Here is a 19,516-nt window from a genome sequence, read left to right on the forward strand (position 1 = left end):
TCGAGAGGAGCCCGGACGACGATGGCCCTGTTCAAGAAGCGCCAAGTGGGCAAACCCGGCGAGTGGTACTACTGCCTGGTCCACCACAAGGTCGAGGAAGGCCCCGAGTGCCCGGCGAAGGACCGGTTCGGTCCCTACGGAACGCCCGAGGAGGCCGCCCACGCCATGGAGACGGCGCAGGAGCGCAACCTCGAGTGGCAGAACGACCCGAAGTGGAACGACAAGACCCGCGAGGAGGAAGAGGGCACGTCGGGCACGGGCGCGGCCGGCTGACGGGCCGGTGGGCGCGCACTACCAGCGGCTGGGCGGCGGAGCGGTCAGCCGGTCGGCCAACCCCGCCAGCAGGTCCCGCAACCGCCGGCGGGACCCGCGCTGAGCCGGCGGACCGTTCTCCCCGGCCGCCGCGCTGACCAGGTGCTGCACGGTGTCCAGATCCAGCTCGGCGCCGCCGTCCGGCACCGACAGCGCGTCGTGCGCGAGCGCGCCCAGGTCCCGGTCCCCGCCGTCCAGGGACAGTACGGTCGCCCCCGCCCGCCGGGCGTCGTGCACCCGCTCCAGCAGTCCCTCGTCGGGCTCCCGGGGCGCCACCACCAGCACCGTGTGCCCGCGCCCGGCCGCCGCCAGCCGGCCCAGCCCCACCGACAGGTGCGGCGGCGCCCCGGGCTGCACCCGGTGGCGCACGAGTGTCGGCGCCAGCTCCGGCTGGCCCGACCAGGCTGCCTCGTCCACGAGGTGGGCCGCCATGTGCCAGGGCTCGTACCCCTCGGTCCCCACCAGGAGAAGCTTCCCGCCGGCCGGAGCGACGGACCGGCGCAGCGAGCCGGCGAAGCGGCGCGCGTCGCCCGGCCACTGCGTACCGGCGAGCACCTCGCGCAGCAGGGCGACCCTGACGGCATCCATGCCCGCATCCTGCCGCATCGGGGCGACACGGGGGGCGCTTCCCGGCTCTTCGACTGGGGGCTACCCGGCAGTACCCTCGCCCCCATGACTTCCTCAGACAGCACGCAGAAGCCGCCGGCCAAGGACCCCTGGGACCTGCCGGACGTGTCCGGCCTCGTCGTCGGCGTCCTCGGCGGCACCGGCGACCAGGGCCGGGGCCTCGCCTACCGGCTCGCCCGCGCCGGCCAGAAGGTGATCATCGGCTCCCGTGCCGCCGACCGCGCGCGCACCGCCGCCGACGAACTGGGGCTCGGCGTGGAGGGCGCGGACAACGCCGAGTGCGCCCGCCGCAGCGACATCGTCATCATCGCGGTGCCGTGGGAGGGCCACGCCAAGACCCTCGAAGCGCTGCGCGAGGACCTCGCGGGCAAGCTCGTCGTCGACTGCGTCAACCCCCTCGGCTTCGACAAGCAGGGCGCCTACGCCCTCCGGGTGGAAGAGGGCAGCGCCGCCCAGCAGGCCGCCGCCCTGCTCCCGGACTCCCGCGTCACGGCCGCCTTCCACCACCTCTCGGCGGTCCTCCTCCAGGACGAGTCGATCGACGAGATCGACACCGACGTCATGGTCCTCGGCGAATCCCGCGCCGACACCGACATCGTCCAGGCCCTGGCCGCCCGCATCCCGGGCATGCGCGGCATCTTCGCGGGCCGCCTGCGCAACGCCCACCAGGTCGAGGCCCTCGTCGCGAACCTGATCTCCACCAACCGCCGCTACAAGGCCCACGCGGGCCTGCGCACCACGGACGTCTGACCACCCCCGCCCGGCCGGAGTCCCTTACGGCAGCACTGCGGGGCATGGGGGACACTGGAGGGGCTCGACCCCCTTCCATGTCCCCGAGGAGCCCTTCCCATGCCCCGCCTTGCCGTCTTCGCCGTTGTCGTGTGCGTCCTAGCCGTGGCCGCGGCCGTCGTCGCCTTCGTGGAGGGCAGCTTCCTCGGGATCGTGTGGGTGCTGCTGGCGGGTCTCACGTCCAACATGGCCTGGTACTACATGCGCAAGGCCAAGGCCGAGAAGGCGGCGACCGCCCGGAACGCCTGAGGGATCAGCCTGCGACCGCTGCCCTGGCGGCCTTGAGTGCCGTGTCGAGCGCCTGATCGGCCGGGACCGGCACGTCGGGGACGACACCGACGCCCTCCCAGTTGCCGCCCGTCACCGTGTTGATCGTCCGGGCCGCCGGCACCGCCACCAGGACGTGCTCGCTCACCGTGTGCCGGTCCGTGGGGTGCGCGCCGCCCCGCGTGGTCTCGCCGACGAGGACGGCCCGGCCGTGCGCCTGGAGGGTGTAGGCGACGTCCTCGCCCCCGGAGAAGGTGAGCGCGCTGGTGAGCACGTACACGGGGCGGTCGAGGTAGCGGGGCGCGGGCAGGTGTGCCGACGTCCAGTACTGGCGGGTGGTGCCGGTGGAGCGTTCGTAGATGTCGTTCAGGTGCACCTGGTCGTCGGGGAAGAAATAGCTGCACCACATGGCGGCCCCCTCGGGCGAGCCGCCGCGGCATTCGCGCAGGTCCAGGACGAGTGCCGAGCCGTGTGCGGCCAGCTGCATGGCGGCGCCTATCACGGCGGCGCCCTCGTCGGCCGTCGCTATCAGGCGGACGTCGACGAGCGTGACGCCGCCGTCCAGCCGCTCCACGCGCCGCACGCCCTGGTTCTCGGCCCGTAGCAGTGCGAGGAACGCGGCCCGTCCGGCGTCCTGGTCCTCCGGTTCCAGCGACTGCGGCTCCTCGACCCACAGCAGCCGCAGGTGCTTGTCCGGGCAGACCTCCTGGACGTGCGCCGTGACCGCCTCGCACAGCGCCCGCTCGTCCAGGCCGTCGTACTCGCCGGCCGCGAGCCGGCGCCGGAGCGCGGCGTCGATGTCCACGACCTTCTCGGGGAAGACGTACCCTGCGCCGATCCGCTCCAGGGCCCGCTCGATGATCTTTTCGTGTGTAGGCACGGCGGGCCATGCTAGGCGGGCGGACGGCGTCCGGCGAGCGTTTTACCCGCGGGTCGGTCGGGAGGGGACGGCCTACTCCTGCGGGACCTCGCAGATGCCGCTGCCCTCCTGCCAGAAGCGGTACAGCTCGCGGCCGCAGTCCGTCTCCAGGCCGGACACGCCGAGCGCCGAGAGCACGCCGTACACCGCGTCGAAGAAGACGACGTTGACCGACGGGATCCACAGCAGCGCGAAGACGGCGATCAGGCCGAACGGCGCCAGCGGCTCCACCTCGCGACGCACCCGGTACGACAGCCACGGCTCGACGACCCCGTAGCCGTCGAGGCCCGGTACCGGCAGGGAGTTCAGGATCGCAGCCGTCACCTGGAGCATCGCGAGGAAGCCGAGCGCATAGCGGAAGGCGAGCGGCACCCCTTCCAGGGCGTCCAGCCAGAACGGGGCCGTGCAGACGATCGCGAAGGCCACGTTCGTCAGCGGCCCGGCCGCCGAGATCAGGCTGTGCTTCCAGCGGCCCCGGATCCGGTCGCGCTCGATGAAGACCGCACCGCCGGGCAGGCCGATCCCGCCCAGGATCACGAAGACCACCGGCAGGACGATGCTGAGCAGCGCGTGCGTGTACTTGAGGGGGTTCAGCGTGAGGTAGCCCTTGGCGCCGACCGTGAGGTCGCCGCCGTGCAGGGCGGTGCGGGCGTGCGCGTACTCGTGGAGGCACAGGGAGACGATCCACGCGGACGTCACGAAGAGGAACACGGCGAGCCCGGTGCTCGTCGAGTACCCCGTCCACACCGCCCATCCCGTGACGGCCATGACGGCGAAGATGCCGAGGAATACCGAACTGATCCGCCGCTCGTGGCGGGTGCCCTGATGACCCATGCGGGGAAACCTATCCCGGGCCGCGCGGGGAAAACGGTTCGGGTCCGCGCCGGGGTCCGGGGACAATGGGCCGGTGCGTTACGCGATTCTCGGCTCCGTCCAGGCCCTCCGCGACGACGGGACCCCCGTGGCCGTCGGCGGGGCGCGCCTGCGCGCGCTCCTGACGGCGCTCGCGCTGCGCCCGGGGCGGGTGGTGCCGGCCCGTCTGCTGGTCGACGAGGTGTGGGACGGCGCCCCGCCGGCCGACGCGGTGGCCGCACTGCAGGCCCTGGTGGCCCGGCTGCGCCGGGCGCTGGGGCACACCGCCGTGCTGTCCGCCGACGGCGGGTACCGGCTGGCCGCCGAGCGTGAGGACGTCGACCTGTACCGCTTCGAACGGCTGGCCCGGGCCGCTGCCGAGGCGCGGGACCCGGCCGAGGCCGCCGCCCTGTACGAGGAGGCCCTCGCCCTGTGGCGCGGCCCGGCCCTCGCGGACCTGCCCGACCCCGCCGCGGAGGCCGCGCGCTGGGACGCCGTACGGATGGACGCGCGCCGGGGCCGGCTCACGGCGGCGCTCGCCCTGGGCGAGGCCGAGCAGGCCCTGCCCGAGCTGACCGCCCTGTGCGCGCAGCAGCCGCTGGACGAGCCGCTCCAGGCGCTGCGGATCCGGGCCCTGCGCGACGCGGGCCGTCAGGCGGAGGCGCTGGCCGCCTACGACGGCGTACGGCGGGACCTCGCCGACCGGCTCGGCACGGACCCCGGCCCGACCCTGCGCGCCCTGCACGCCGAACTCCTGGCCCCGGCGGACTCCGGTCCGGGAACGCGGGCCGCGGCCGCCGGGCCGAGGTTCTCGCCCCCCGGCGGCCGGGCACACCCGGCCGGCGGCCCGGGCCACGCCCCGACCCGCGGCTCGTCCCCGGACCAAGCCCAGGCCATGCCCGCAGGCCACGCCCGGGCCATGCCCGCAGGTCACGCCCCGGCCCCGGCCCCCGGCTCGTCCCCGGGCCACGGCGACGCCCCGGCCTCAGGCCACGCCCCGGCCCCGGCCGCAGGCCACGCGCAGGCCGTGTCCGCGGCCGGTGCCGGCGCCCCGGTGCATGGCCAGGTCCCGGCCCATGGCCACGGCGCGGGCGGGTCCGTCCCCGGCTTCTCGCCGCCGGCCGCTCCGGCCCCTGCCCCGGCGCGGGCTCCGGCACAGGCCCCGGTCCAGGCCCCGCCCGGCCCGGGCAGCGGCAACCTGCGGGCACGGCTGACCACCTTCGTCGGCCGGGAGGACGACATCCGCGTCATCGGCGACGATCTCGCGCGGGCCCGGCTCGTCACGCTCCTCGGGCCCGGCGGGGCCGGCAAGACCCGGCTCTCGCAGGAGGCCGCGGAGGCGCACGAGCCCCGCGGCGGATGGCCCGACGGCGTGTGGCTCGTCGAGCTGGCTCCCGTCGACGACCCGGAGGACGTCGCCGAAGCCACCCTCGCCGCCGTCGGCGCACGGGAGACAAAGCTGCGCGGCGCCGCCGCCGAGGAACTGCGGGCGCTGACCGACCGCAACGGCGACGACCCCCTCGACCGGCTCACCGAGCACTGCGCCCACCGCCGCCTGCTGCTGGTCCTCGACAACTGCGAGCACGTCGTCGAAGCCGCCGCCGAACTCGCCGAGCGCCTCCTCACCCACTGCCCCGGCGTCCAGATCCTGGCCACCAGCCGCGAACCCCTCGGCGTGCCCGGGGAGACCGTCCGCCCCGTCGACCCCCTGCCCGACCCGATCGCGCTGCGGCTGCTCGGCGACCGCGGGGCGGCCGCCCGCGCCGGGTTCACCGTCGAGGAGGACCCGGGCGCCGCAGCGGAGATCTGCCGCCGTCTCGACGGGCTGCCGCTCGCGATCGAGCTGGCGGCGGCGCGGCTGAGGCTGCTGACTCCGCGGCAGATCGCGGACCGGCTGGACGACCGCTTCCGGCTGCTGACCAGCGGTGCCCGTACCGTCCTGCCGCGACAGCAGACCCTGCGGGCGGTCGTCGACTGGTCCTGGGACCTCCTCGACGAGGCCGAGCGCACCGTCCTGCGCCGGATGTCCGTCTTCGCGGGCGGCTGCGACCTCGCCGCCGCCGAAGCCGTCTGCGCCGACCCGTCCGGCGACGCCGTCCGGGACGTCGCCGACACCCTCGGCTCCCTCGTCGACAAGTCCCTCGTCGTCGCCGCTCCCGCACCCGACGGCTCCGGCATGCGCTACCGCCTCCTGGAGACGGTCGGCGAATACGCCGCCGAGCGCCTCACCGAGGCCGGCGGCGACCGCGAGGACACCGCCCGCCGCCACCTCGTCCACTACCGAGAGCTCGCCCGGACCAGCGACCCCCTGCTCCGAGGCCGGCGACAGCGCGAGACGGCGCAGCGGCTCGCCACCGAGTACGAGAACATCCGTACGGCCCTGCGCCGGGCCGTCACCACCCGCGACGCGGACGAGGCGCTCTGCCTGGTCCACGCCCTGGGCTGGTACTGGCACCTGCTCGACCAGCGGGCCGAGTCCCGGCACTGGGCGGAGGCGGTCGCGGCGCTCGGCCCCAACCCCTTCGTCGCGCCCGTGGTCCCGGCGGAGCCGGTGTACGGGCAGCTCGTGGACTCCCCGCCGCCCTACGGGGGCGAGGTGCTCGCCGAGGCCTGGCGCGCCCTGCACCTGGTCCGGCTGGCGGCCCGGGACCAGACGAACAAGGACTGGGACGACCCCGAGGTCCGCGCCCTGGTCGACGGGGTGATCGCGACCTACAGGCCCGGACTCCCGCAGACCTGCCGCACACCGGCTTCCCTGTGGATCTACGCCGTCATGATCGCGGGCGACGCCGGGCTGCTCAAACGGGTCGTCGACGCCACCGTGGCCACCGCCCGTGCGCTCGGCCACCGCTGGGAGCTGGCCTCCGCCCTCCAACTGCGCGCCAACATCCTCGCCAACCGCGCCGACTGGGCGGGCGACGCCTCCCGCGACGCCGACGAGAGCCTGGAGCTCTTCCGCGAACTCGGGGACGACTGGGGCTGCGCGGAGGCCCTCTCCGCCCGCGCCGAGTCCCGGGAGCGGCGGGGCGAGCACGCCCTGGCCGCTTGCGACTACCGCGAGGCGATCGCGTACGCCGAACGTCTCGGCGCGAAGGCGCAGGTGACGGTGTTGCGCGTGCGGATGGCCGGCACGCTCACCGAGAACGGCGAGATCGCGGAGGCCGAGCGGATCCTGACGGCAATCACCGCCACGGTGCAGCGCTTCGGCAACGAGGCGATGCCCGCCGCCCGGATGTTCCTTGCCGGCATCCTCGGCCGTACCGGGCGGATCGACGAGGCCCGCGTCCAGATCCGGGTGCTGCGCGAGGAGTTCGCCTTCGGGGCGTACGCCATCTTCGACGTGTTCCTGCTGGCCACGACGGCCTGGCTGGACAACCGGGACGGCCGCTACGAGGACGCCCTGCAGGGGATCCGCGACGCGGCGGCCGCCTTCCGGCACCCGCTGGCGCTGATGGTCGCCCCGCACCTGCCCGCCACGTTCCTGCTGACGGCAGCCGTCTCCCTGGTGTCGCCGGGCGGGCCGCAGCGGGAGTACGACGGCGCCCGGCTGCTCGGCGCCTATCGCGCTCTGCTGCCGCCCGCCCACTTCCCGGTGACCACGGAGCGCGAGGACTTCGCCTTCGCCGAGAAGCAGGCGCGATCGGTGCTGGGTGACACCGCCTACGAGGCGGCGTACGCCGAGGGCGGCGGCCTCACCCTGGAGGAGGCCACCGCCCTGGTCTGACCCGGCCCCCGGCCGGTGTCCGTCCGGGACGCGATCCGGAGTGGACCGGTCCGCGGGTCAGGTCTTCTGGCGGAACTTGCGGACCGCGAGGGGCATGGTGACTGCCGTGATGGCCAGCGACCAGACCAGCGTCATCCACACGGAGTCGCCGACGGGGGTGCCGTTGATCAGGGCACGGGCGGCGTCCGCCAGGTTCGACAGCGGGTTGTAGTCCGTGAAGGACTGCAGCCAGCCCGGCATCGTGGACGGCGGGGCGAAGATCGAGCTGCCGAACTGCAGCGGCATCAGGACCAGCATCGCCATGCCCTGGACGGCCTGGGCGGTCTTCATGGTGAGACCGAGCAGGATGAAGATCCACATCAGTGCGCTGCCGAAGACGGCCGACAGTCCGATGGCGAGGAACAGGTCCAGCACCGAGGACTTGATCGACAGGCCGAGCAGGAAGCCCACGCCCAGCAGGATCGCGATGGCCACCATCATCCGGCCGAGCTCGACGACGATCTTGGCGAGGAGCACGGACGACCGGGCGATCGGCATGGACCGGAACCGGTCCATCACGCCCTTCTTGAAGTCGTCGTTGACGCCGGTGCCCACCGCCATCGCGATGTTCATGCCCATCATGGCCATGAGGCCCGGGACCACGTAGTTCACGTAGTCCGCCTGGTTGCCCTTGCCGGAGATCGCGCCGCCGAAGACGAACACGAACAGCAGCGTGAAGATGATCGGCATGAACAGGACGTCGAACATCGACTCCGGGTCCTGCTTGATCTGCAGGGCGTTGCGGCGCACCAGGGCGCCGATGTGCCGCAGGTTGGCCCGCAGGCCGATCCGTCCCTCACCGCGGGCGGCGGCCACCGGGGCCGGACCGGACGCGGCGGGAGCGGGCTTCGTCGTGGTTACGGTGCTCATGCCGCGACCTCCTCGGTCTTCTCGGTGGGGACGGAGTCCTCGACGAGCGTGGGCCGCTGGCCGGTGATGGCCAGGAACACCTCGTCGAGGCTGGGCAGGTAGGTGCCGAGGTCGGCGATCGCGTACCCGCGGGCGGCCAGCAGGCCGACCACGGCGGTCAGCTGCTCGTCGCTCAGGATCGGGACGAGGAGCACGCCCTCGTCCGGCACGGCCTGGGAGCCGGCCACGCCGTCCAGTCCGGCCTCGGCCAGCGCGCGGGCCATGCCCGGCAGGTCCGCGGGGGACACGGGACGGATCTTCAGGGTGCGGCCGCCGACGCGGGCCTTCAGCTCGTCGACCTTGCCCTTGGCGATGACCTTGCCGCGGTCGATGACGGTCAGCTCGCTCGCGAGCTGCTCGGCCTCCTCCATGTACTGCGTGGTGAGCAGCACGGTGGCGCCCTCCGCGACCAGGCGCTGGACCTCGTCCCACACCTCGTTGCGGGTGCGCGGGTCGAGCCCGGTGGTCGGCTCGTCCAGGTAGATCACGGCCGGCCGGCCGATGAGCGAGGCGGCCAGGTCGAGCCGGCGCCGCATGCCGCCGGAGTAGTTCATGGCGGCCTTCTTCGCCGCCTCGGTCAGGGAGAAGCGCTCCAGCATCTCGTCCGCGCGGCTTCGGGCGTCCTTGCGGGAGAGGTCGAGCAGCCGCCCGATCATGTAGAGGTTCTCCCAGCCGGAGAGCTTCTCGTCGACCGAGGCGTACTGGCCGGTCAGGCCGATGGTGCGGCGCAGCTGCCGCGGCTGGCGGACCACGTCGAAGCCGGCGACGGTCGCCGTCCCGGCGTCCGGGACGATCAGGGTGGAGAGGCAGCGCACCAGCGTGGTCTTGCCGGCGCCGTTGGGCCCGAGGACCCCGAGGACCGTGCCCTCACGGACATCCAGGTCGACACCGTCGAGGGCCTTGGTCTCGCCGTAGTGCTTGACCAGCCCCCGCACCTCCACGGCGTTGGGGTTCTTGTCGTTTCGCGTCATGCCCACCATGGGACCAGCCGCCACTGACAAAGCACCGACAGCCGACCGACAAAGGTACGACAGACATACGACAGCCCGCCGACGCGCGGGTCGGCGGGCCGTCGGAGTGGCTCACCTCACATCAGCGGGGCGCGCCCGCCCGGGGTCAGTGGAAGGCGTGCTGCTCCTGGGGGAACGTGCCGCCGACGACGTCCTCGGCGAAGGCCTTCGCCGCGTCCGTCATGGTCTCGCGGAGTTTCGCGTACTGCTTGACGAACTTCGGCATCTTCCCGCCGGTCAGACCCATCATGTCGGTCCACACCAGCACCTGCGCGTCGCACTCCGCGCCCGCCCCGATACCGACCGTCGGGATGTGCAGGGACCGGGTGACCTCGGCAGCCAGCTCGGCGGGAACGAGCTCCAGCACCACCGCGAACGCGCCCGCGTCCTGCGCGGCCTTCGCGTCGCGCAGCAGCTGGTGCGCTGCCTCGTCGCCGCGGCCCTGGACCCGGTAGCCCATGGCGTTGACCGACTGCGGGGTCAGACCCAGGTGGGACATCACGGGGATGCCCGACTGCACGATCAGCTCCGTCTGGGCCAGCGAACGCTCGCCGCCCTCCAGCTTCACGGCGCCCACTCCGGCCTCCTTGACCAGGCGGGTCGCGCTGCGCAGAGCCTGCACGGCGCCTTCCTGGTAGGAGCCGAACGGCATGTCGCCGATGACCAGCGCACGGCTGGTGCCGCGCACGACGGCTGCCGACAGCATGGTCATGTGGTCCATCGTCACCGGGACGGTGGAGTCGAAACCGAGGTGGCAATTGCCCATCGAGTCGCCGACGAGGATGACCGGGATGCCGGACTCGTCGAAGACGGAAGCGGTCATCGCGTCGTAGGCGGTGAGCATGGGCCACTTCTCGCCGCGTTCCTTGGCGAGGGTCAGGTCGCGGACGGTGATGCGCCGGGTGCCCGTGCCTCCGTACAGGGTGGGGGAGGCGGCGGCTGCGGGTTCGCGGGCAGGCGAAACGGCGTGCGTCATTGCAACTGCTCCTTGTGTCATCTCGAGGCACCCTCACGGTGTCCCCGGACTCACCCACCATGGTGGCATCCCCGGGGCCGTGGGCGGAAGTGGTGCGGGGGGCCCGCCGCACCGGGCACGCCAATGTGCGCGTTTCGTGACAAGCGGAACCCCCCGCGTACGGGCGTTCGTCCTTCCGGACATGCGACCGTGACGGACGGTCGTGACGTACGGCACGGAAGGCTCCGTTTCATCGCCTAGGGTCAAGGGGCGGGGACGGAGCGCGAGCACGGCAGTGAGGGCAGGGTATGGCACAGGCGTACAGGACGGAACCGGGGAACGGCGGCTCGGAGCCCGAGCCCTCCCAGTCCCGCTTCCGGCGCCGGCTGGCCGAACTGAGCAGGGACCCGGGGATCTGGCGGCGGGGCCTGGTCCTGGCCGCGATCGCCGTACTGCTGTCGCTCGTCATGATCCTCCACGCCGAGCTGCCCAACGACGTGGGCAACCTCGGCAGCCTCACCGAGACCTTCCTGCCCTGGCTGGGCCTGGCCGTTCCGCTTCTGGCGGCCGGCGCGGTCCTGCGCCGGTCCGCGACCGCGCTGGTCGCGGTCCTGGTGCCCGCGGTGGTGTGGCTGAACCTCTTCGGCGGCCTGGTCTTCGACAAGTCCGGCACCGGCGGCGACCTCGTCGTCGCCACCCACAACGTCGACGCCGACAACCCCGACCCGCGCGGCACCGCCGCGTCGGTCGCCCGCTCCGGGGCCGACGTCCTGGCCCTCACCGAGCTCAAGGGCAGTGCCGTCCCCGTCTACGAGAAGGCCCTGGCGGGCACGTACAAGTACCACTCGGTCGAGGGCACCGTCGGCCTGTGGAGCAGGTACCCGCTGAGCGGCAGCGCGCCCGTCGACATCAGGATGGGCTGGACCCGGGCCATGCGGGCCACCGTCGCCACTCCGCAGGGCGAGGTCGCGGCCTTCGTCGCCCACCTGCCCTCGGTCCGGGTCAAGCTGAACGCGGGCTTCACCGCCAACCAGCGCGACGACAGCGCCGACGCGCTGGGCGCCGCACTCGCCGCCGAACCCCTGAAGAAGGTCGTCCTCCTCGGCGACCTGAACGGCACCATGAACGACCGCGCCCTGTCCGAGGTCACCTCGCAGATGCGCTCCACCCAGGGCGCGGCGGGCGACGGCTTCGGCTTCAGCTGGCCGGCGCAGTTCCCGATGGCCCGCATCGACCAGATCATGGTCCGCGGGATCCGGCCCGAGGCCTCCTGGACCCTGCCCCGCACGGGCAGCGACCACCTGCCGGTCGCCGCCCGGCTCACGGTGAACAAGTAGCGCGCACACAGCGGCGCGGAGGGCCCCGCCGGCGATGCGGACGCTGTGGGCGGCGTCCGGGATGAGGTGGGGCCCTCCGCGTTCTGCCGGGCCCTGCCCGGTGGGCGCCTACGCCTGCTCGCGCCAGCCGTTGGTGATGGGCAGCCGGCGATCCTTGCCGAAGCCCTTCGCGGAGATCTTCGTGCCCGGCGGGTACTGGCGCCGCTTGTACTCGGCCGTGTCGACCATCCGCAGGGTCTTCGCGACCAGCTCGGCATCGAAGCCGGCCGCCACGATCTCGTCCAGGCCCTGGTCCCGGTCCACGTAGAGGGCGAGGATCGCGTCGAGCACCGGGTAGTCCGGCAGCGAGTCGGTGTCCACCTGCCCGGGGCGCAGCTCGGCGCTCGGCGGCTTCACGATCGAGTTCTCCGGGATCGGCGGGGTCTCGCCACGCTCGGCCGCGGCCCGGTTGCGGTACCGGGCGAGCCGGAAGACGTCGCTCTTGTAGACGTCCTTGATCGGGCCGTACGCGCCGACCGAGTCGCCGTACAGGGTGGAGTAGCCGACGGCCAGCTCCGACTTGTTGCCGGGGGCCAGCACGATGTGGCCCTCCTGGTTGGAGACGGCCATCAGCATGGTGCCGCGCAGCCGGGACTGGAGGTTCTCCTCGGCCAGCCCGGTGAGGCCCAGCGAGCCCATGTAGGCGTCGAACATGGGCTCGATCGGCACCGTCCGGAAGTTCAGGCCGGTGCGCTCGGCCAGGTCGGCCGCGTCGCCCTTGGAGTGGTCCGAGGAGTACTTCGAGGGCATCGATACGCCGTACACGTTCTGCGCGCCGATCGCGTCGCAGGCGATGGCGGCGACGAGCGCGGAGTCGATGCCTCCGGAGAGCCCGACCAGGACGGAGCGGAATCCGTTCTTCTTCACGTACGCGCGCAGGCCCACGACCAGCGCGTCGTAGACCTCCTCGTCGTCGTCGAGCCGGTCGGCGTAGCCGCCGGGCACGACCGGCTCGTACGGCTCCACCGGCTCCTCGGACAGGACGACGCGGTCGATGCGCAGCCCGTCGTCCACCACGCCCTCGGGGGCGTCGGCCCGAGCGGCCGGCAGGTCGAGGTCGACGAGGACGCAGCCCTCGGAGAACTGCGGGGCGCGGGCGATGACCTCGCCGTCGGCGCCGACGACGATCGAGTCGCCGTCGAAGACCAGCTCGTCCTGGCCGCCGATCATCGCCAGGTAGGCGAGGGTGCAGCCGGCTTCCTGGGCGCGCTTCTGCACCAGTTCGAGGCGTACGTCGTCCTTGTTGCGCTCGTACGGGGAGGCGTTGATCGACACCAGCAGCCCGGCCCCGGCGGAGCGGGTGGCCGGGACCCGGCCGCCCTCCTGCCAGAGGTCCTCGCAGATGGCCAGGGCCACGTCGACGCCGCGCACCCGGATCACCGGCTGCGTGTTGCCCGGCACGAAGTACCGGAACTCGTCGAACACGCCGTAGTTGGGCAGGTGGTGCTTGGCGAAGCGGAGCACCACCCGGCCGCCGTGCAGGACGGCCGCCGCGTTCTCCGGGGAGCCGGCCGGGCGCCCGAGGCGGGGCGTCGCCTTCTCGGTCCGGTCGAGGTAGCCGACGACGACCGGCAGGTCGCCGAGGCCCTCGGCGGCCAGCCGCTCCGCGAGGTCGCGCAGTGCGCCGCGGGAGGCCTCGACGAAGGAGCCGCGCAGGGCGAGGTCCTCGACGGGGTACCCGGTCAGCATCATCTCCGGGAACGCCACCAGGTGGGCGCCCTGCTCGGCGGAGTGCCGGGTCCAGTGCACGACCGAGTCGGCGTTCGCGGCGATGTTGCCGACGTGCGAGTCGATCTGATTCAGAGCGAGGCGTAGTTGAGGCACGGGGCCCAGTCTAATCGTCTTTCTGACGCGATGTCCTGGGCCCCGGCTTCTTCCCTGGCTGTGCGGCGTGCCGGAGGCCTCCCGCGGGGGCTGCTCCGGGGCCCGTCGCGGAGCCTGCCCCGGGGCAGGCCGTGAGGCGGTCGCAGGGCCTGCCGTGAGGCCGGTCGTGAGGGTGCGTCAGCCGACGGGGCCGGCGTACTTCACGTCGTCGAGCAGGGTTCCGGCGGCGATGTCCGCGGTGATGCTCTTGGTCTCCTCGGGGATCTCGAACGCCACGACGCCGCTGGCGGATTCGCCCGGCAGGATCGATCCCTTGACCATTTTCGGGACGGTGCTGCCGCCGCCGGTGTCGAAGACCATCTCGGCGGTCATGCCCTTGTCGTCGCGGACGTTGGGCACGGCGTAGATGACCTCGTGCGGTGCGGTCGAGCCGTTGGTGATGGTGATCGTGATCTGGACCGCGTTCTTGACCTGCTCGCGGGCGATGATGCCCTTCGGCTCGTACTTCGTCGGCTTCGAGAGGCTCACCTTGACCCCGTTCGGGTAGGTGTAGGTCTCGCCGAACTGCAGCGCGCTGGTCAGGCCGGGGACCTGGGAGGGCGAGGCCGACACGGACCCGGACGGCCAGGGCTCGCTGCTGGGGTACGTGCCGTCGAGGCCCAGGTCCTCGTCGTCGATGCCCGCCTCGATGCGGTCGGTGCTGCTCTCGATGACGGAGACGGTCAGGAAGAAGCCGCCGACCGAGGCGAGGATGCCCGCACCGGCGAGCGCGGTGCCGATGACGGCCATCGACTTGTTCGGGGCGCCCTTGTTGGCGCGCACGATGGCGCCGATGCCCAGGCCGACGCCGGTCACGGCGAGGATGCCGCCGAGCCAGAAAAGGAACGGCACGAAGGCGAGGACGACGCCGAAGCCGCCGACGATCAGCGTGGCGACGGCCAGGCCGTTGGTGGTCTCGGCCGCCTGCGGGTAGCCGCCGTACGGGGCCGCGCCGTAGCCGGGAACGGGCTGCCCCCAGGGGTCGGTGGGGCCGCCGGGAGCCCCGGGGGCGCCGAACGGCGCGGCCGGGGCGGCGGGGGCCTGCGGGGCCGGGGCGGGCGGCGCGAACGCCGAGGGGACCGGGGCCGGTTCGGCGGCGGAGGCCTCGGCGGCAGTCGCCGCTTCCGGCGCCGCTGCCGCAGCGGCAGTCTCCGGGGGCGCGTCCGGAGCGGCGGTTTCCGGGGCCGCGTCCGGGGCCGCGGCGTCCGGGACCGCCTCGGCGGCGGGTTCGGCGGCAGCGGTCTTCTCGAGCGAGAGGGGCCGGGCGGGCGCCGGTATCGGGGCCGTCTCGGCAGCGGGCGTGCCCGCCGGTTCCGTCGGCGGGCCGGAGGGGGTGCTGGGCGGGTTCGGCGGGGTGGTCATACCGGCGGAGGCGTCCTTTGTCGCGGCTGTCGTGATCAGAGCAAGAGTGCCATGCCGGTGGCGAACGCCCTTCCGAATTCCCGCCCGCTCCCCGCGAGTCGGCCCGGACCTGCCGGAGCCGGTGGCCGAGCGCCGTCGTCATCGCGGACTCAGAGCGGGAGATGGAGTGGCAGTGCGTCGTCCGCGGCCCCGGGTGGTAGGCGTCGAAGTCCGCCGTCAGCCGCCCGCCCCGCAGGACGATCGCGGTGTCCTTGCGCGCCCGCCGGGCTCGTCCGTGCCCGGCGCGAACGTGCGCCCGTGCAGGTGCACCGGACGCCACATCGGGGCCGCGTCGCGGAACTCCGGCCGGACCCGCTCGCCCGCCTTGACCGGATGCCGCTGGTCCGGCGTGTAGAGGTGACCAGCAGCAGGGCGGAGGGGCAACGGCGGCGGCGTTCCGCCCCGGGGCCATGCCCGGGCCGGGCCTGTGTCCGCGGCACCGCCGGCCGGACGAATGCATCGCGGGCGGTGTAAGGGAGAACGACGTGGCGGCCGCCCCGGGGCGGCCCGTTCCGGTTCCGGACAGCGCCGCCCGGGCGGGCCCGCTCCGGCTCCGCGGCCCGCTCCTGAACCGCCCCGCGCACCTGCGGCGGGGCGGCGGGGTGTGGTGAGCGCCACCGCGCGCAGCCGCACCGGAGGCCGCTGCCGAGGCAACGCGCCGACCCGAGGACACGTCCTCCAGGGTGCGGGGCGCGGTAGGACGGCCCGGGGACAGGGGCGTGACGGCGCCCAGCAGCAGCGCGGCGAGCGCCGGCAGCCGGGGCCCCGGGACGGGCTCGCCGAGCACCGCGCGTCATGGCCGGAACCCTACCCGGGGTGGGTATCCGATCGGCGGAGGACCGACCCCGAGCTTGATGAGGATTAGTCACACTATGTCTCCAGATGGGCTCTCTCCGCGCACCGCCTGGCCGGTAGCCGTCCTGATCGGCCTGGCCGGCGCGGCGTACACCGCGTGGGTGCTCGAAGTCGTCCTCTCCACGGGTCTCAACCCCATCGAGACGTACGTCAGCGAACTCGCCGCCCAGGACCAGCCGCTCGGCGGCCTCTTCCGGGCCACCGACTTCACCGCCGGGATGCTCGCCTTCGCCGGCGGCCTGCTGGCCCTGATACGGCTGTTGAAGTACGCCGAGTCGCGCCGCCTCTGGGCGGTCGTCGGCTGGGCCGGGGTCACCCTCTTCGGCGCGGCCACCGCGGCCGACGCCTGGCTCCCGCTGAGCTGCACGCCCACCGCGGACCCCGAATGCGCCGCCCGGGAGACCGCCGGCCTCGTCCCCGCCACCCACCAGGCCCATGCCGTCAGCAGCACCCTCGCCATGACCGGGGCCCTGGTGGGACTCGTGGCCCTGACCGTCGCGGCCCGCCGCTACGGCTGGTTCGCCCCGCTCGCCCGCTACGGCCCCGCGCTGGTCGTCCTGGAACTGCTCGCCACCGCCTGGACCCTTTCCGCCATCGCGATGTTCACCGCCGGACGCGGCACCTGGGCGCTCGGCGCCGGTCAGCGGCTCCAGGTCCTCCTCGTGGCAATCTGGCTGGGCCTGCTCGCCTACTCCGTCCACGAGGAACGCCGCACATGACCTCGCACGAGCCGCACATGACTGCGCACGAGGCGCCAGAGCCGCCGTACTCGGGGAGCCGGGGCCCGGGCCTGTTCCTGAACGTCGACGGGACCGCGCTGCACGTCGTCGTCGAGGGCAGTGGCCCCGTGTGCGTGCTCAGCGCCGGACTCGCCATGGCCTGGTTCGACTGGGACGCCGTCGCCGCGCTGCTCGTCGCCGAGGGCCGCACCGTCGTCCGCTTCGACCGGCCCGGACACGGCCTGAGCGCACCCGCCACCGCACCGCCCACCACCGCCGGGGAGGCCCACCGGATCGCCGGCCTCCTCGAGGCGCTGGGACACGCCGGGCCGGCGGCCGCCCCCGTCACCGTCGTCGGCCACTCGATCGCCGCCTTCCACACCGAGGGCTTCGCCCGCCTGTACCCGGAGCGCACCGCCGCCCTGGTCCTCGTCGACGCCAGCGTCGAGGAGGACCCGCGCACGGCCCTGCCCGCCGCGCTGCGCACCGGCGCCGCCCGCGCCCTCGGCCGGGCCGTGACCGCCGCCGGGCTGCCCGCCGCGCTGGGCCCCGCGGCCCGGCGCGCCACCGTACGGGCCTCCCGCACGGGCGGCGGCGACCCGGCCGCACCCGACCTCGTACGCCGCTGCTACCGCTCCGGCCGCGTCTGGCGCGGGGCCCTGCTGGAGAATTCCCGGTACCTGGACATGGCCGCCGAACTGGCGGCGCTGCGCCACACGCGCCCGCTGACCGCCCCCGCCACCGTCCTCGCCGGCCACGACGGCTCGTCCGGCCGCGGCGCGCTGCGCTGGCTGGGCCGCCAGGCCGACCTCGCCGACCGCCTCGGCGCCCGCTTCGACGTGGCCGAGCCCGCCGGGCACCTGGTCATGCTCGACCGCCCGGACCAGGTGGCCCGGGCGGTCGTGGAGACGGGTGCGAGGGAGCGGCGGGACGCGTACTGACGGGCTGCGCGACCCGTCAGCGCCTGGCGTAGACCTTCTCGACGAAGCCCGCCAGCTGGTCCTCGGACAGATGCTGGGCCAGGTCGGCCTCGCTGATCATGCCGACGAGCTTCTTGTCCTTGATCACGGGCAGCCGCTTGATCTGGTGGCTCTCCATCTCGTCCAGCACGGCGGACACGTCCGCGCCGGCGTCGATCCAGCGCGGCGTGCCCTTGGCGATGTCCCCGCACGTCATCTTCGACGGGTCCAGGCCCTTGGCCACACAGTTCACGACGATGTCGCGGTCGGTGACGATGCCGCACAACCGCTCTTCGGTGTCGCTGATGGGCAGCGCTCCCACATTCAGCCGTGCCATCAGCTCGGCGGCCCGGTCGAGAGTCTCGTGCGCCGGGATCCACTGGGCCCCGGGGTGCATGATGTCTGCGGCGGTGGTCATGACTGAACCTCCTGAACACGCCCTACACGGCCGGGAGCGGACGCACCCGGCCCGGCGTCCCCACCGGGATGCGGCCGTTCGGCCCACCCGACGACCCCCGGACGGCGCAGCACACGCCCGTACGGGTGAGAGGGCGCCTCCCCCCACCGTACGAGCGTGTCCCGTCACCCGCGCGGTGTGGCTCCGCGCTGCTTCAGCATGTCCGCCATGAGGGTGAGCTCCGCGCGCTGCGCGTCGACCATGCCCTGCGCCAGCTGGCGCTCGACGGGCGTCACGCAACTGCGCGCGCACCCCTCGGCCATGATCACGCCACCCTTGTGGTGGTCGGTCATCAGCTGGAGGAAGAGCACCTCCGCGTCCCGCCCGGAGGCGGCACCGAGCTGCTCCAGCTCCTCCTTGGTGGCCATGCCGGGCATCAGCGCGCCGGGCTTGGCGGGGCCGTGCCCGGCATGACCGCCGTGACCCGAGCCCCCCATCCAGGACATCGGCGGCTCGTCGGCCACCACCTTCGGCAGCCCCCACAGGTCCAGCCAGCCGAGCATCATGCCCCGCTGGTTCGCCTGGGTGTTGGCGATGTCGTAGGCGAGGGTGCGCACCGCCTCGTCCTGGGTGCGGTCCCGCACGATGAAGGACATCTCCACCGCCTGCTGGTGATGGACCGCCATGTCCCGGGCGAAGCCGGCGTCGGCGGAGTCCAGTGCCGGCGTACGGGGCTCCGTACGGGCCGCCGCCGCACCCGGACCGGACCCCGATCCGCCGCCCTTCGCGGCGGCGACGGTCGCCGCCGCGAACAGCAGCGCCAGCAGGACGGCCGTGCCCGCGACCCAGTACGTACGGGGGATCGCGCGGCTCACTGGCCGGCCACCCCGCTCGTGCAGGCCGCGCCCGGCTCCGGCGTCTGCTCGCCCTGCACGTACTTGGTGAAGAACTGCGCCACCCGCGGGTCGTCGGCCTGGTCCACGGTCAGCTGCTTGCCCCACGCGCTGAGCATGATCGTGCCGGTCTGCTCCTTGACCGGGCTCATCAGCGTGTAAGGGGTCTTGCCGACGGTCGCGGCGAGCTTGTCCACATCGGCCGGTGCGGCCTTCTCGTTGTACGTCACCCAGACCGCGCCGTGCTCCAGCGAGTGGACGGCGTTCACCTCGGGCACCGGGTTCTTGTAGACGTCGCCGTTGCAGTTCATCCAGCGGGGGTGGTGGTCACCGCCGACCGGCGGGTTCATCTCGTACTTCACCGGCGTCTCGACGTGGTTGCGGCCGAGCTTCTTCACGTCCCAGAGCTGCTCGCCCTCGACCGGCTTCTTGCGGATCTCCTCCGCCTCCTTGCGGAGCTTCTCCGCGGCAGCCGCCTCGCGCCGCTCCTCCTGCTTCTGGTCGATCAGCACCCAGGCGCCGAAACCGACGAGACCGACGACGACGGCCGACGAGACCGTGATCGCGATCGCCTTGTTGCGCCGCTCCCGGGCCTTCTCGACGCGGCGCATCTCGGCTATCCGGGCCTGGCGGGAGTTCGGGTCGGTGTG

The 19,516-nt window shown here is 73.5% G+C and carries 18 protein-coding genes; 7 read left to right on the plus strand and 11 right to left on the minus strand.

The features are described 5' to 3' along the window. The first annotated feature begins 21 nt into the window (after positions 1-21). The gene (locus ACZ6JS_RS06585) at positions 22-273 is read left to right on the plus strand and encodes a hypothetical protein (protein WP_469296215.1); all 252 of its coding nucleotides are present in this window, start codon (positions 22-24) and stop codon (positions 271-273) included. Positions 274-291: 18 nt separating this feature from the next. Here the strand turns inward: ACZ6JS_RS06585 and ACZ6JS_RS06590 are convergent, their stop codons facing one another. Then, positions 292-900 (minus strand): hypothetical protein, encoded by a 609-nt coding sequence (locus tag ACZ6JS_RS06590; RefSeq protein WP_469296216.1) that lies wholly within the window; start codon positions 898-900, stop codon positions 292-294. A gap of 84 nt (positions 901-984) precedes the next feature. On the opposite strand from ACZ6JS_RS06590, the gene npdG reads away from it, so the two are divergent. Both npdG and ACZ6JS_RS06600 read left to right on the plus strand, forming a co-directional pair. Next, the gene (gene npdG, locus ACZ6JS_RS06595; protein WP_469296217.1) at positions 985-1,689 is read left to right on the plus strand and encodes an NADPH-dependent F420 reductase; all 705 of its coding nucleotides are present in this window, start codon (positions 985-987) and stop codon (positions 1,687-1,689) included. A gap of 99 nt (positions 1,690-1,788) precedes the next feature. Further along, positions 1,789-1,977 carry a hypothetical protein gene (locus ACZ6JS_RS06600; protein WP_030849047.1) on the plus strand — a complete coding sequence of 63 codons (189 nt, stop codon included), beginning with the start codon at positions 1,789-1,791 and terminating at the stop codon, positions 1,975-1,977. A gap of 4 nt (positions 1,978-1,981) precedes the next feature. Here ACZ6JS_RS06600 and ACZ6JS_RS06605 read toward each other — a convergent pair whose 3' ends face one another. Both ACZ6JS_RS06605 and ACZ6JS_RS06610 read right to left on the minus strand, forming a co-directional pair. Continuing rightward, positions 1,982-2,875, minus strand: coding sequence for a S41 family peptidase (locus ACZ6JS_RS06605; protein WP_469296219.1), 894 nt, complete (start codon positions 2,873-2,875; stop codon positions 1,982-1,984). Positions 2,876-2,947: 72 nt separating this feature from the next. Next, complete coding sequence (locus tag ACZ6JS_RS06610) at positions 2,948-3,748, minus strand: site-2 protease family protein (RefSeq protein ID WP_469296220.1); 801 nt, start codon at positions 3,746-3,748, stop codon at positions 2,948-2,950. A 73-nt stretch (positions 3,749-3,821) separates the two neighbouring features. On the opposite strand from ACZ6JS_RS06610, the gene ACZ6JS_RS06615 reads away from it, so the two are divergent. Continuing rightward, entirely contained in the window at positions 3,822-7,490 is a 3,669-nt protein-coding gene (locus ACZ6JS_RS06615; protein ID WP_469296221.1) for an AfsR/SARP family transcriptional regulator, read from the plus strand. Positions 7,491-7,547: 57 nt separating this feature from the next. Here ACZ6JS_RS06615 and ACZ6JS_RS06620 read toward each other — a convergent pair whose 3' ends face one another. The 3 genes from ACZ6JS_RS06620 to panB form a co-directional block, all read right to left on the minus strand. Then, positions 7,548-8,399, minus strand: a complete 852-nt coding sequence (locus tag ACZ6JS_RS06620; protein ID WP_469296223.1) for an ABC transporter permease — start codon at positions 8,397-8,399, stop codon at positions 7,548-7,550. Beyond that, positions 8,396-9,418 carry an ATP-binding cassette domain-containing protein gene (locus ACZ6JS_RS06625; RefSeq protein WP_469296225.1) on the minus strand — a complete coding sequence of 341 codons (1,023 nt, stop codon included), beginning with the start codon at positions 9,416-9,418 and terminating at the stop codon, positions 8,396-8,398. The genes ACZ6JS_RS06620 and ACZ6JS_RS06625 overlap by 4 nt, the downstream gene beginning before the upstream one ends. Before the next feature lie 136 nt (positions 9,419-9,554). Beyond that, positions 9,555-10,424: a 3-methyl-2-oxobutanoate hydroxymethyltransferase gene (gene panB, locus ACZ6JS_RS06630; protein ID WP_469296226.1), complete on the minus strand. Its 870-nt coding sequence runs from the start codon at positions 10,422-10,424 to the stop codon at positions 9,555-9,557. A gap of 287 nt (positions 10,425-10,711) precedes the next feature. On the opposite strand from panB, the gene ACZ6JS_RS06635 reads away from it, so the two are divergent. Beyond that, a complete protein-coding gene (locus ACZ6JS_RS06635) occupies positions 10,712-11,740 on the plus strand; it encodes an endonuclease/exonuclease/phosphatase family protein (RefSeq protein WP_469296227.1) in 1,029 nt (342 codons plus the stop codon). 108 nt (positions 11,741-11,848) lie between these two features. Here ACZ6JS_RS06635 and ACZ6JS_RS06640 read toward each other — a convergent pair whose 3' ends face one another. Continuing rightward, positions 11,849-13,603 (minus strand): NAD+ synthase, encoded by a 1,755-nt coding sequence (locus ACZ6JS_RS06640; RefSeq protein WP_469296229.1) that lies wholly within the window; start codon positions 13,601-13,603, stop codon positions 11,849-11,851. A 177-nt stretch (positions 13,604-13,780) separates the two neighbouring features. After that, on the minus strand, positions 13,781-15,004 hold the full coding sequence (locus ACZ6JS_RS06645) for a hypothetical protein (RefSeq protein ID WP_469296231.1): 1,224 nt from the start codon (positions 15,002-15,004) through the stop codon (positions 13,781-13,783). Positions 15,005-15,915: 911 nt separating this feature from the next. On the opposite strand from ACZ6JS_RS06645, the gene ACZ6JS_RS06650 reads away from it, so the two are divergent. Together ACZ6JS_RS06650 and ACZ6JS_RS06655 are read left to right on the plus strand one after the other, a co-directional pair. After that, the gene (locus tag ACZ6JS_RS06650; protein WP_469296233.1) at positions 15,916-16,617 is read left to right on the plus strand and encodes a DUF998 domain-containing protein; all 702 of its coding nucleotides are present in this window, start codon (positions 15,916-15,918) and stop codon (positions 16,615-16,617) included. Positions 16,618-16,634: 17 nt separating this feature from the next. Continuing rightward, a complete protein-coding gene (locus ACZ6JS_RS06655) occupies positions 16,635-17,558 on the plus strand; it encodes an alpha/beta fold hydrolase (protein ID WP_469296439.1) in 924 nt (307 codons plus the stop codon). A 16-nt stretch (positions 17,559-17,574) separates the two neighbouring features. Here ACZ6JS_RS06655 and ACZ6JS_RS06660 read toward each other — a convergent pair whose 3' ends face one another. From ACZ6JS_RS06660 to ACZ6JS_RS06670, 3 genes are all read right to left on the minus strand, one after another. Further along, the gene (locus tag ACZ6JS_RS06660) at positions 17,575-17,994 is read right to left on the minus strand and encodes a CBS domain-containing protein (protein ID WP_469296234.1); all 420 of its coding nucleotides are present in this window, start codon (positions 17,992-17,994) and stop codon (positions 17,575-17,577) included. A 164-nt stretch (positions 17,995-18,158) separates the two neighbouring features. Next, positions 18,159-18,848, minus strand: a complete 690-nt coding sequence (locus ACZ6JS_RS06665; protein ID WP_469296235.1) for a DUF305 domain-containing protein — start codon at positions 18,846-18,848, stop codon at positions 18,159-18,161. Further along, positions 18,845-19,477 (minus strand): DUF3105 domain-containing protein, encoded by a 633-nt coding sequence (locus ACZ6JS_RS06670; protein WP_469296441.1) that lies wholly within the window; start codon positions 19,475-19,477, stop codon positions 18,845-18,847. The genes ACZ6JS_RS06665 and ACZ6JS_RS06670 overlap by 4 nt, the downstream gene beginning before the upstream one ends. Positions 19,478-19,516 lie beyond the last annotated feature (39 nt).

The organism is Streptomyces sp. NPDC046349 (assembly GCF_055587885.1).

Bases quoted from the DNA above. Each gene is read 5' to 3' on its own strand.
- ACZ6JS_RS06670 (WP_469296441.1), bottom strand. From the start codon at position 19,477: ATGCGCCGCGTCGAGAAGGCCCGGGAGCGGCGCAACAAGGCGATCGCG.
- ACZ6JS_RS06655 (WP_469296439.1), top strand. From the start codon at position 16,635: ATGACTGCGCACGAGGCGCCAGAGCCGCCGTACTCGGGGAGCCGGGGC.
- ACZ6JS_RS06660 (WP_469296234.1), bottom strand. From the start codon at position 17,994: ATGACCACCGCCGCAGACATCATGCACCCCGGGGCCCAGTGGATCCCG.
- ACZ6JS_RS06650 (WP_469296233.1), top strand. From the start codon at position 15,916: ATGTCTCCAGATGGGCTCTCTCCGCGCACCGCCTGGCCGGTAGCCGTC.
- ACZ6JS_RS06600 (WP_030849047.1), top strand. From the start codon at position 1,789: ATGCCCCGCCTTGCCGTCTTCGCCGTTGTCGTGTGCGTCCTAGCCGTG.
- ACZ6JS_RS06625 (WP_469296225.1), bottom strand. From the start codon at position 9,418: ATGGTGGGCATGACGCGAAACGACAAGAACCCCAACGCCGTGGAGGTG.
- panB (WP_469296226.1), bottom strand. From the start codon at position 10,424: ATGACGCACGCCGTTTCGCCTGCCCGCGAACCCGCAGCCGCCGCCTCC.
- npdG (WP_469296217.1), top strand. From the start codon at position 985: ATGACTTCCTCAGACAGCACGCAGAAGCCGCCGGCCAAGGACCCCTGG.
- ACZ6JS_RS06645 (WP_469296231.1), bottom strand. From the start codon at position 15,004: ATGACCACCCCGCCGAACCCGCCCAGCACCCCCTCCGGCCCGCCGACG.
- ACZ6JS_RS06620 (WP_469296223.1), bottom strand. From the start codon at position 8,399: ATGAGCACCGTAACCACGACGAAGCCCGCTCCCGCCGCGTCCGGTCCG.
- ACZ6JS_RS06590 (WP_469296216.1), bottom strand. From the start codon at position 900: ATGGATGCCGTCAGGGTCGCCCTGCTGCGCGAGGTGCTCGCCGGTACG.
- ACZ6JS_RS06610 (WP_469296220.1), bottom strand. From the start codon at position 3,748: ATGGGTCATCAGGGCACCCGCCACGAGCGGCGGATCAGTTCGGTATTC.
- ACZ6JS_RS06635 (WP_469296227.1), top strand. From the start codon at position 10,712: ATGGCACAGGCGTACAGGACGGAACCGGGGAACGGCGGCTCGGAGCCC.
- ACZ6JS_RS06585 (WP_469296215.1), top strand. From the start codon at position 22: ATGGCCCTGTTCAAGAAGCGCCAAGTGGGCAAACCCGGCGAGTGGTAC.